Below are 11,731 nucleotides of genomic sequence, written 5' to 3'. Positions count from 1 at the left end.
GGCTGGGCTATGCTTAGTGGCAGTAACTGACTGTTAAGGCATAGAAAAATGAAAGCATTTGATCTCCAGCGGATGGCGTTTGATAAAGTTCCTCCTGAATTTCTGGGCGAAGTGGCGCTGCGCAGCCTGTATACCTTCGTCCTCGTCTTCCTGTTTCTTAAAATCACCGGCCGCCGCGGCGTGCGGCAGATGTCGCTCTTTGAGGTATTGATCATCCTGACGCTGGGCTCGGCGGCGGGGGACGTCGCCTTTTATGACGACGTGCCGATGGTGCCGGTGTTTATCGTTTTTGTCTCACTGGCGCTACTTTACCGTCTTGTCATGTGGCTGATGTCGAAAAGCGAAAAGCTCGAAGATCTGCTTGAAGGGAAGCCGGTCGTTATCGTCGAGGACGGACAGCTGGCCTGGGAAAATGTACAAAGCGCCAATATGACCGAGTTTGAGTTCTTTATGGAGCTTCGCCTTAACAGCGTTGAACAGCTCGGGCAGGTGCGTCTGGCGATCATGGAAACCAACGGGCAGATCAGCGTCTATTACTATTCTGACGACGAGGTGAAGCCGGGACTGTGTATCCTGCCGGATATGCTGATCGAGCGTTTCAGAACGGTACCTGAATCCGGCGAGTATGCTTGCGTAAGATGTAGCCATGTTGTCGCGATGCAGCCGGGGGATCGCCAATTATGCCCCCGCTGTGCAAATCCGGAATGGACGAAGGTTAGCCGGGCCAAACGTATTACCTGACAGCCATTTTGTCGGTTTTGTCTTAGCGAGGCGGCAGATTGTTTTGTGTGACGCGGGGCACATTTCACGGGTCATAAGTTTTAGACATTGCGGCGCGTGTCACTGAATGATAAAACCGATATCCACAGTTATAACTTATGGCTTTTAGCGTGGTGAGGGGAAATGGCTCAAGTCTTTAATTTCAGTTCAGGTCCGGCAATGTTACCGGCAGACGTGCTTAAACAGGCTCAACAGGAACTTTGTGACTGGAACGGTCTCGGTACGTCGGTGATGGAAATCAGCCACCGTGGTAAAGAGTTTATTCAGGTGGCGGAAGAGGCAGAAAAGGATTTTCGCGATCTGCTGAATATTCCCTCGAACTACAAAGTATTGTTCTGTCACGGCGGTGGACGCGGCCAGTTTGCGGGCGTTCCGCTGAATATTCTCGGCGACAAAACGACGGCTGACTACGTTGACGCAGGTTACTGGGCGGCAAGCGCCGTTAAAGAAGCGCATAAATACTGCACGCCGAATGTTATCGACGCCAAAGTGACCGTTGACGGTCTGCGCGCCGTGAAGCCAATGAGCGAGTGGCAGCTTTCAGATAACGCAGCGTATCTGCACTACTGCCCGAACGAAACCATTGACGGGATTGCCATCGACGAGACGCCAAACTTCGGTAGCGATGTCGTGGTTGCCGCCGACTTCTCCTCCACCATTCTCTCTGCGCCAATTGATGTCAGCCGCTACGGCGTTATCTATGCGGGCGCGCAGAAAAATATCGGCCGGCCGGTTTGACTATCGTCGTCGTACGTGAAGACCTGCTGGGTAAAGCGCATAAATCCTGCCCGTCGATTCTCGATTACACCGTGCTGAACGATAACGATTCGATGTTTAACACTCCACCAACGTTTGCCTGGTATCTCTCCGGCCTGGTCTTCAAATGGCTGAAGCAAAACGGCGGCGTGGCGCAGATGGACAAGGTCAATCAGCAGAAAGCCGAACTGCTGTACGGCGTAATCGACAAGAGCGATTTCTACCGCAACGATGTGGCGAAAGCGAACCGTTCCCGCATGAACGTGCCGTTCCAGCTGGCGGACAGCAGCCTGGACAAAGTGTTCCTGGAAGAGTCCTTCGCGGCAGGCCTGCATGCGCTCAAAGGTCACCGTGTCGTTGGCGGCATGCGTGCCTCCATCTATAACGCGATGCCGCTGGAAGGCGTTAAGGCCCTGACGGATTTCATGATCGACTTCGAACGTCGTCACGGTTAATTTGCTGTTTTTCACCCCCGCAGCTTCCCTGCGGGGTTTTTATTATGTTGAGTTGAGAGTTTAGTTTTCATGGAATCCCTGACGTTACAACCTATCGCGCGGGTAGATGGCACCATCAATCTGCCTGGTTCAAAAAGTGTCTCGAACCGCGCTTTGCTGCTGGCAGCTCTGGCAAACGGCACCACCGTCCTCACAAACCTGCTGGACAGCGATGACGTGCGCCATATGCTCAATGCGCTGAAAGCGTTGGGCGTTCATTACACTCTCTCCGACGATCGTACCCGCTGCGAAGTGACCGGCAACGGCGGCGCGCTGCGCTCGGGCGAAGAGCTTGAGCTGTTTCTGGGCAACGCCGGTACCGCGATGCGCCCGCTGGCGGCGGCCCTGTGCCTGGGTAGCAACAACATTATGCTGACCGGCGAGCCGCGCATGAAAGAGCGTCCGATTGGTCACCTTGTGGATGCTCTGCGTCAGGGCGGCGCGCAGGTTGAGTATCTTGAGCAGGAAAACTATCCGCCACTGCGTCTGCGCGGCGGTTTTACCGGCGGTCACGTCGAGGTGGACGGCAGCGTCTCCAGCCAGTTCCTGACGGCACTGCTGATGACCGCGCCGCTGGCACCGCAGGATACGGTTATCACCATTAAAGGTGAGCTGGTCTCCAAACCGTACATTGATATCACCCTGCACCTGATGAAAACCTTCGGCGTTGAGGTGGAAAACCAGTCTTATCAGCGCTTCGTGGTGCGCGGGGCGCAGCAGTACCAGTCTCCGGGCAACTACCTGGTTGAAGGAGATGCGTCATCCGCGTCCTACTTCCTGGCTGCGGGTGCGATTAAAGGCGGCACGGTAAAAGTGACCGGTATTGGCCGTAACAGCGTGCAGGGCGACATCCGTTTTGCGGACGTGCTGGAAAAAATGGGCGCCATTGTCACCTGGGGCGATGACTTCATCTCCTGTACCCACGGCGAGCTGAACGCCATCGACATGGACATGAACCATATCCCGGATGCGGCGATGACCATTGCCACGGCGGCGCTGTTTGCCAAAGGCACGACCACGCTGCGTAATATCTACAACTGGCGCGTAAAAGAGACGGACCGCCTGTTCGCGATGGCGACCGAACTGCGAAAAGTCGGTGCCGAGGTGGAAGAGGGCGAAGACTACATTCGCGTGACCCCTCCGGCAAAACTGCAGTTTGCGGAAATCGGCACCTACAACGATCACCGCATGGCGATGTGCTTTTCGCTGGTGGCGCTGTCAGACACGCCAGTCACCATTCTTGACCCGAAATGTACCGCGAAAACCTTCCCGGACTACTTCGAACAGCTGGCACGCATTAGCACGCTGGCCTGATAACGTATTGCCGCATCGCCCGATGCGGCATTTCCTTACGCTTCATTACGAACACCTCCGCTCATTTCTTCTACACTCTGCTTCAATCATTCCGTAATTTGCACGCAAAGGTAACAGTTGCGCACGTTGGCGCGTATAATGCGCGGCGTTCATGTAAACGGTATGCCTTATTTAAGGAGAAAAAGATGACGGCAGTTGCCCCGGTAATCACCATTGATGGGCCGAGTGGCGCAGGGAAAGGTACTCTGTGCAAAGCGATGGCGGAAGCATTGCAATGGCATCTTTTAGATTCGGGAGCAATCTATCGCGTGCTGGCGCTGGCCGCGCTGCATCACCATGTGGATGTCGCGTCTGAAGAAGCGCTGGTTCCGCTGGCTGCGCATCTGGATGTGCGTTTCGTATCAACCGATGGCAACCTGGAAGTCATCCTTGAAGGGGAAGACGTGAGCGGCGAAATCCGTACGCAGGAAGTGGCTAATGCGGCCTCCCAGGTCGCGGCGTTCCCGCGCGTTCGCGAGGCGCTGTTACGTCGTCAGCGCGCGTTCCGTGAAGCCCCGGGGCTGATCGCTGACGGACGCGATATGGGAACGGTGGTATTCCCTGATGCGCCAGTGAAAATTTTCCTTGACGCCTCTTCGGAAGAACGTGCTCAACGCCGCATGCTTCAGTTGCAGGAAAAGGGGTTTAGTGTTAACTTTGATCGCCTTTTATCCGAGATAAAAGAGCGCGATGACCGCGATCGTAACCGCGCCGTCGCCCCACTTGTTCCTGCAGAAGATGCATTAGTTCTGGATTCAACCAGTTTAACTATTGAGCAAGTGATTGAAAAAGCGCTACAATATGCGCGCCAAAAACTGGCACTCGCGTAATCGCGACCGATTTAGTAGTACCCCCGCTGCAATGGATTGACGGCGGGTATGTGAAACAACCCCATCCGGCACGGAGCCAGGTGGACGTTAATATTAACCTGAAGATTAAACATGACTGAATCTTTTGCTCAACTGTTTGAAGAATCCTTAAAAGAAATCGAAACCCGCCCGGGTTCCATCGTTCGCGGTGTTGTTGTTGCTATCGACAAAGACGTAGTACTGGTTGACGCCGGTCTGAAATCTGAGTCCGCCATTCCGGCAGAGCAGTTCAAAAACGCCCAGGGCGAGCTGGAAATCCAGGTTGGTGACGAAGTTGACGTTGCTCTGGACGCAGTAGAAGACGGCTTCGGTGAAACCCTGCTTTCTCGTGAGAAAGCTAAACGTCACGAAGCATGGATCACGCTGGAAAAAGCTTACGAAGAAGCTGAAACTGTGGTCGGTGTTATCAACGGCAAAGTTAAAGGTGGCTTCACTGTTGAGCTGAATGGTATTCGTGCGTTCCTGCCAGGTTCTCTGGTAGACGTTCGTCCAGTTCGTGACACTCTGCACCTGGAAGGCAAAGAGCTTGAGTTCAAAGTAATCAAGCTGGACCAGAAGCGTAACAACGTTGTTGTATCCCGTCGTGCCGTTATCGAATCCGAAAACAGCGCAGAACGCGATCAGCTGCTGGAAAACCTGCAGGAAGGCATGGAAGTCAAAGGTATCGTTAAGAACCTCACTGACTACGGCGCATTCGTTGACCTGGGCGGCGTTGATGGCCTGCTGCACATCACCGACATGGCGTGGAAACGCGTTAAGCACCCAAGCGAAATCGTGAACGTGGGCGACGAAATCACTGTTAAAGTGCTGAAGTTCGACCGCGAGCGTACTCGTGTATCCCTCGGCCTGAAACAGCTGGGCGAAGATCCATGGGTAGCTATCGCTAAGCGTTACCCAGAAGGTACTAAACTGACTGGTCGCGTAACCAACCTGACTGACTACGGCTGCTTCGTTGAAATCGAAGAAGGCGTTGAAGGTCTGGTGCACGTTTCCGAAATGGACTGGACCAACAAAAACATCCACCCATCCAAAGTTGTTAACGTTGGTGATGTAGTGGAAGTGATGGTTCTGGATATCGACGAAGAACGTCGTCGTATCTCCCTGGGCCTGAAACAGTGCAAAAACAACCCATGGCAGCAGTTCGCGGAAACCCACAACAAGGGCGACCGTGTTGAAGGTAAAATCAAGTCTATCACTGACTTCGGTATCTTCATCGGCCTGGACGGCGGCATCGATGGCCTGGTTCACCTGTCTGACATCTCCTGGAACGTTGCAGGCGAAGAAGCAGTTCGTGAATACAAAAAAGGCGACGAAATCGCTGCAGTTGTTCTGCAGGTTGACGCAGAGCGTGAGCGTATCTCCCTGGGCGTTAAACAGCTCGCAGAAGATCCGTTCAACAACTGGGTTGCACTGAACAAGAAAGGCGCAATCGTAAACGGTAAAGTGACTGCAGTTGACGCTAAAGGCGCAACCGTAGAACTGGCTGACGGCGTTGAAGGTTACCTGCGCGCTTCTGAAGCTTCACGTGACCGCGTTGAAGATGCCACTCTGGTTCTGAACGTAGGCGACGACGTTGAAGCTAAGTTCACCGGTGTTGACCGTAAGAACCGTGCAATCAGCCTGTCTGTTCGTGCTAAAGACGAAGCTGATGAGAAAGATGCAATCGCAACTGTTAACAAACAGGAAGATGCAAACTTCTCTAACAACGCAATGGCTGAAGCTTTCAAAGCAGCTAAAGGCGAGTAATATCAGGTTCTCAGCATCATTTGCGCTGTAACGCATTTACAGCGTGAAGGATGAGGAGCAAACTTGACAGATTGCAGGATTCGTCCTGTAATCAATAACAAAGGGCGGCTACGGCCGCCCTTGTTTAATGAGCTGTTCAGCTAATTGGTTTGAAAGGAACCGGAGGAATCATGACCAAGTCAGAATTGATTGAAAGACTTGCCAGTCAGCAACCGCATATCCCTGCCAAGGCAGTGGAAGATGCCGTAAAAGAGATGCTGGAGCATATGGCCTCCACTCTTGCCCAGGGCGAGCGCATTGAAATCCGCGGTTTCGGTAGTTTTTCTCTGCACTATCGTGCTCCACGTACCGGGCGTAACCCGAAAACTGGCGATAAAGTCGAACTGGAAGGTAAGTACGTTCCACACTTTAAGCCGGGTAAAGAACTGCGCGATCGCGCCAATATTTACGGCAACTGAGTTTAGCCAGCCGGTTAAACTGGGTTCGAAAGAAAGCACCTGCGGGTGCTTTTTTTGTCTCTGTCGCTTTCATTCTGAAGATGCCCCGCATTTTCCGTTTCGTTTTCTGCAAACCGATAAAAACAGCACAGCGCGCGCCGTAAAACGCACTCTTCCCATCTGACATTCCTTCTGCCTGATTAGATACTGCCCCTCTGAAACAGGGAGGTAGCAATGGGAATTCCCGCGCTTGGTATCTGCGCCATTCTGGCGATAGCCCCGTTACTCTGGTTACCTGAACTGCCATCACGTCATACCGTGTGGATAATGATTTTTGGCGGGATCGTGCTGGCCGCACGGCGAAACGTACGACTGAAGTATGCGGGTATCACGCTGTTATTTTGCGTGTGGGGTATTCTGGCTGCGAAGGAGAGCGTCTGGCCGATGCAACATTTAACCACGGGGGCCGTGCAGGCTGAGGTAGCGATCGCCGCCACAGATGGCGCAACGCAGCATCAGGGAAACATTCTTAGCGTTGATGGCAAGCGCTGGTGGGCCTCTACCGGCGTAACGTTGTATGGCAATTATCTGCCACAGAAAGCGTGTGCCGGTCAGCGCTGGACCATGACGCTCAGGCTCAGACCTGCCCACGGCGAGCTGAACGACGGCGGTTATGATTCCCAGCGTAGCGCCTTTGCACGCCATCAAACGCTGAGCGGACGCTTCACCCGTGCGGAACTCGTCGATGGACGCTGCAGCCTGCGAGCGCAATATCTCATGTCACTGCAAAACCGCCTTTCTGCTTACCGATGGGGGGCGGTTATTCTCGGTCTGGGAATGGGTGAACGTCTGGATGTGCCCCGGGAAATAAAAGACCTGATGCGTGAAACCGGGACGCTGCATCTGATGGCGATTTCGGGTCTGCATATCGCGCTGGCGGCATCCCTCGCCTGGTTACTCGCACGTGGGCTCCAGTTTTTATTACCCAGCCACCGGATCCACTGGCAAATGCCTCTTCTGGCCGGGTTATGCTTTGCCGCTTTCTACGCCTGGCTTACCGGTCTGCAACCTCCTGCGCTACGCACGATCATCGCGCTTGCTGTGCTTGCAATGTTGCGGATCGCTGCACGGCAATGGTCTCCCTGGCAGGTGTGGGTCTGCTGTATCGCGGCGATCCTGATAAGCGATCCCTTAGCCATACTCTCGCAGAGTCTGCTCTTGTCTGCATTTGCCGTCGCCGCGCTGATTTTCTGGTTTCAGTGGCTGCCTCTTCCTGGCTGGCGCAGGGCACGACGTCTACGGCCGCTGCTGAACCTGATCTATCTGCAGGTGGGCATGCTGATGCTGCTGATGCCGCTACAGGTCCTGATTTTCCACGGCTTCAGCATTTCTTCTCTGGTCGCGAATCTCTTTGCCGTTCCCCTGGTGACGTTTGTCTCCGTGCCGCTGATTCTGCTCGGTATGCTGCTTCATCTGCTGCCGCTGGCGGCACCTGAAAGCGTCGTCTGGTTCACAGCCGATAAATCACTTGCGGGGCTGTTCTGGCTCCTCATGCGCCTGCCTGACGGCTGGCAAAATGTCGACCAACGCTGGCAGTACATGACATTACTGCCCTGGCTTATCATCATTGGCTGGCGCTTTCGTGCCTGGAAAACCCTTCCTGCAGTTTGTCTTGCAGGAAGTGCCTTGCTGACATTTCCTCTCTGGCGAACGGAAAAAAGCGAGAGCTGGACGCTGCATATGCTGGATGTGGGGCAGGGGCTGGCGATGGTCATTGAACGGCAGGGAAAAGCCATTCTCTATGATACCGGGCTCGCCTGGCCGGGCGGGGATAGCGCGCAGCGGTTAATTATCCCATGGCTTCGCTGGCATCACCTGAGGCCTGAAGGCGTTATTCTCAGTCATGAACACCTCGACCATGCGGGAGGACTCGCATCGTTGCAAAAAGCGTGGCCGGACGCGTGGGTAAGAAGCCCGTTGCGCCAGGTGGGGCATCGGCCCTGTTTTCGCGGGCAGAGATGGAAATGGCAGGGACTCTCCTTCACCGTCCACTGGCCCCCTGAAAATTACCCGGCTCAGGGAAATAACCATTCCTGCGTGGTAAAGGTGGACGACGGTGAGCAGAGCGTTCTGCTAACGGGGGACATTGAAGCGCAAGCGGAACAGGCTATGCTTAGCCATTACTGGCGTTATCTGACGTCCACGCTCATACAGGTGCCCCATCATGGCAGCAATACTTCTTCTTCATTGCCGCTGGTGCAGCGGGTGGAAGGTCAGATCGCCCTGGATTCCGCGGCCCGCTATAACGCATGGCGATTCCCGTCGGCAAAAGTTGTCCGACGCTACCGAAAAGAGGGGTACATCTGGCACGATACCCCTCATTCTGGACAAATATCGGTGACATTCTCGCAACATCACTGGCAAATCCGGCGCTTGCGAGAGCAATTTTTACCCGTTTGGTATCATCAGTGGTTTGGCGAGCCCGTCGATAACGGGTAGAATATGCGGCTATTTCAACGAATGCTGGTTTTTTGAATGCATAACGACAAAGATCTCTCCACGTGGCAAACCTTCCGCCGACTCTGGCCGATGATTGCGCCCTTTAAAACAGGCCTGATCGTGGCGGGAGTAGCGTTAATCCTCAACGCAGCCAGCGATACTTTTATGCTATCGCTTCTCAAACCGTTACTGGACGACGGTTTTGGTAAAACGGATCGCTCAGTGTTGCTATGGATGCCTCTGGTGGTTATCGGACTGATGATCTTACGCGGCATCACCAGCTATATCTCCAGCTACTGTATTTCCTGGGTATCAGGGAAAGTGGTTATGACCATGCGCCGTCGCCTGTTCAGCCACATGATGGGCATGCCGGTCTCGTTCTTTGACAAGCAGTCTACCGGGACGCTGCTGTCCCGTATTACTTACGACTCAGAGCAGGTTGCCTCCTCGTCCTCAAGCGCGCTGATCACCGTTGTGCGTGAGGGCGCGTCAATCATCGGCCTGTTCGCGATGATGTTCTATTACAGCTGGCAGCTGTCGATCATCCTTATCGTTCTGGCGCCGATAGTTTCTATTGCTATCCGCGTCGTCTCAAAGCGCTTCCGCAATATCAGTAAGAATATGCAGAACACGATGGGGCAGGTGACGACCAGCGCGGAACAGATGCTGAAAGGACATAAAGAAGTTCTGATTTTTGGCGGTCAGGACGTCGAAACCAAACGCTTCGATAAAGTCAGCAATAAAATGCGTCTGCAGGGGATGAAAATGGTCTCGGCCTCTTCCATCTCTGACCCGATTATTCAGCTGATTGCGTCCCTGGCGCTGGCATTCGTCCTCTATGCGGCAAGTTTCCCTAGCGTGATGGAGACGCTGACGGCGGGTACTATCACCGTGGTCTTCTCTTCGATGATTGCCCTGATGCGTCCGCTGAAATCCCTGACGAACGTGAACGCCCAGTTCCAGCGCGGGATGGCCGCCTGTCAGACGCTGTTCAGCATTCTGGATTCCGAACAGGAAAAAGATGAAGGTACTCGCGAGATTGAGCGCGCCCGTGGCGATGTTGAATTCCGCAATGTCACTTTCTCCTATCCTGGACGTGAAACGCCGGCGCTGCGTAATATCAACCTGTCCATTCCGGCGGGTAAAACCGTGGCGCTGGTGGGCCGTTCCGGCTCGGGTAAATCGACCATTGCCAGCCTGATCACCCGTTTCTACGATATTAACGAAGGTGAGATCCTCCTGGACGGTCATGACCTGCGGGAATATACCCTGCAGTCGCTGCGTAACCAGGTGGCGCTGGTTTCCCAGAACGTGCACCTGTTCAACGATACTGTGGCTAACAACATTGCGTATGCGCGCACGGATGAATACAGCCGTGAGCAGATTGAGAACGCCGCGCGTATGGCCTACGCAATGGACTTTATCAACAAAATGGATAACGGTCTGGATACGATAATCGGTGAAAACGGGGTACTGCTCTCCGGCGGTCAGCGTCAGCGTATCGCCATTGCGCGTGCGCTGCTGCGCGATAGCCCGATTCTGATTCTGGACGAAGCGACCTCTGCGCTGGATACGGAATCTGAACGCGCTATTCAGTCTGCGCTGGATGAGCTGCAAAAGAACCGTACCTCGCTGGTGATTGCGCACCGTCTGTCGACTATCGAGCAGGCTGACGAAATCGTCGTGGTTGAGGATGGCATCATTGTTGAACGCGGAAGCCATGCTGATTTGCTGGAACACCGCGGCGTTTACGCCCAGCTTCATAAGATGCAGTTCGGCGAATGATTGCACGCATCTGGTCCGGTGAATCCCCGCTGTGGCTGCTGCTTTTGCCGCTCTCCTGGCTATACGGCCTGGTGAGCGGCATTATCCGTCTGCTTTACCGTCTGGGGTTGAAGCGCGCCTGGCGCGCGCCGGTTCCGGTTGTGGTTGTCGGTAATCTTACGGCGGGCGGCAACGGTAAAACGCCGGTAGTGATCTGGCTGGTCGAGCAATTGCAAAAACGCGGTATCCGCCCGGGGGTAGTATCGCGCGGATATGGTGGTAAAGCGGCGCGTTATCCGCTGCTGCTGACGGCGGAAACCACGACCGCCGAAGCGGGTGATGAACCGGTATTGATTTTCCAGCGTACCGGCGCACCGGTTGCGGTCTCCCCGGTGCGCAGCGACGCCGTTCAGGCACTGCTTGCCGAACATGCGGTACAAATCATTATCACTGACGATGGCCTGCAGCATTACGCGCTGGCGCGTGATAAAGAGATTGTGGTCATCGACGGGGTTCGCCGCTTCGGTAACGGCTGGTGGCTGCCGGCCGGACCCATGCGCGAACGCGCTTCGCGTCTTAAGTCCGTTGATGCGGTGATTGTGAACGGCGGTGAGGCAAAAGCGGGTGAAATCCCGATGTACCTGCAGCCAGGCCTGGCGATCAACCTGGTGACGGGTGAACGCCGGTCGGTTGCTGAGCTGCCTTCATCGGTGGCGATGGCGGGGATTGGCCATCCGCCGCGCTTCTTCGCGACGCTGGAACACTGTGGTGCCCGGCTGGAAAAACGCGTTCCGCTGGCCGACCATCAGGCGCTGGTGGAAGGGCAGGTAGACGCCCTGACCGTACCCGGGCAGTCTCTGATCATGACCGAAAAAGATGCGGTAAAATGCCGTGCCTTTGCGAAAGATAACTGGTGGTATCTGCCGGTTGACGCTGAACTCAGCGGCGATCAGTCGGAACACTTGCTCCAGGAACTGATTGCGTTGGTGCAGTAAAGGCTTACGCGGTTCTGGTGGCGCTTTGACTGACAGGA

8 protein-coding genes and 1 pseudogene are annotated in these 11,731 nt (G+C 54.8%); all 9 read left to right on the top strand.

Features of this window, described 5'->3' with window-relative positions; translation table 11 throughout:
• Positions 1 to 48 precede the first annotated feature (48 nt).
• Complete coding sequence (locus ACZ6J2_RS09190; protein WP_023310994.1) at positions 49 to 741, top strand: DUF421 domain-containing protein; 693 nt, start codon at positions 49 to 51, stop codon at positions 739 to 741.
• Positions 742 to 903: 162 nt separating this feature from the next.
• Positions 904 to 1,991: pseudogene (gene serC, locus ACZ6J2_RS09185) on the top strand (3-phosphoserine/phosphohydroxythreonine transaminase).
• Between the two features lie 69 nt (positions 1,992 to 2,060).
• The gene (gene aroA / locus ACZ6J2_RS09180; RefSeq protein ID WP_471725501.1) at positions 2,061 to 3,344 is read left to right on the top strand and encodes a 3-phosphoshikimate 1-carboxyvinyltransferase; all 1,284 of its coding nucleotides are present in this window, start codon (positions 2,061 to 2,063) and stop codon (positions 3,342 to 3,344) included.
• Positions 3,345 to 3,529: 185 nt separating this feature from the next.
• The gene (cmk, locus tag ACZ6J2_RS09175) at positions 3,530 to 4,213 is read left to right on the top strand and encodes a (d)CMP kinase (protein ID WP_013097305.1); all 684 of its coding nucleotides are present in this window, start codon (positions 3,530 to 3,532) and stop codon (positions 4,211 to 4,213) included.
• Positions 4,214 to 4,324: 111 nt separating this feature from the next.
• Positions 4,325 to 5,998, top strand: a complete 1,674-nt coding sequence (gene rpsA / locus ACZ6J2_RS09170) for a 30S ribosomal protein S1 (protein ID WP_008499966.1) — start codon at positions 4,325 to 4,327, stop codon at positions 5,996 to 5,998.
• Between the two features lie 170 nt (positions 5,999 to 6,168).
• The gene (gene ihfB, locus ACZ6J2_RS09165; protein WP_008499965.1) at positions 6,169 to 6,456 is read left to right on the top strand and encodes an integration host factor subunit beta; all 288 of its coding nucleotides are present in this window, start codon (positions 6,169 to 6,171) and stop codon (positions 6,454 to 6,456) included.
• Positions 6,457 to 6,669: 213 nt separating this feature from the next.
• Positions 6,670 to 8,934, top strand: a complete 2,265-nt coding sequence (locus ACZ6J2_RS09160) for a ComEC family protein (protein ID WP_471725498.1) — start codon at positions 6,670 to 6,672, stop codon at positions 8,932 to 8,934.
• A gap of 36 nt (positions 8,935 to 8,970) precedes the next feature.
• Positions 8,971 to 10,719: a lipid A ABC transporter ATP-binding protein/permease MsbA gene (msbA, locus tag ACZ6J2_RS09155; RefSeq protein WP_409245042.1), complete on the top strand. Its 1,749-nt coding sequence runs from the start codon at positions 8,971 to 8,973 to the stop codon at positions 10,717 to 10,719.
• Positions 10,716 to 11,693 (top strand): tetraacyldisaccharide 4'-kinase, encoded by a 978-nt coding sequence (gene lpxK, locus ACZ6J2_RS09150; protein WP_471725497.1) that lies wholly within the window; start codon positions 10,716 to 10,718, stop codon positions 11,691 to 11,693. Before msbA ends, lpxK begins: the two co-directional genes overlap by 4 nt.
• Positions 11,694 to 11,731: the final 38 nt, after the last annotated feature.

This window comes from Enterobacter sp. E14S (assembly GCF_055666685.1).
This window is presented reverse-complemented; position numbering and strand designations above follow the sequence as displayed.

Coding starts and splice junctions, on each gene's coding strand:
- ACZ6J2_RS09190 (WP_023310994.1), top strand. CDS start 49: ATGAAAGCATTTGATCTCCAGCGGATGGCGTTTGATAAAGTTCCTCCT.
- aroA (WP_471725501.1), top strand. CDS start 2,061: ATGGAATCCCTGACGTTACAACCTATCGCGCGGGTAGATGGCACCATC.
- cmk (WP_013097305.1), top strand. CDS start 3,530: ATGACGGCAGTTGCCCCGGTAATCACCATTGATGGGCCGAGTGGCGCA.
- rpsA (WP_008499966.1), top strand. CDS start 4,325: ATGACTGAATCTTTTGCTCAACTGTTTGAAGAATCCTTAAAAGAAATC.
- ihfB (WP_008499965.1), top strand. CDS start 6,169: ATGACCAAGTCAGAATTGATTGAAAGACTTGCCAGTCAGCAACCGCAT.
- ACZ6J2_RS09160 (WP_471725498.1), top strand. CDS start 6,670: ATGGGAATTCCCGCGCTTGGTATCTGCGCCATTCTGGCGATAGCCCCG.
- msbA (WP_409245042.1), top strand. CDS start 8,971: ATGCATAACGACAAAGATCTCTCCACGTGGCAAACCTTCCGCCGACTC.
- lpxK (WP_471725497.1), top strand. CDS start 10,716: ATGATTGCACGCATCTGGTCCGGTGAATCCCCGCTGTGGCTGCTGCTT.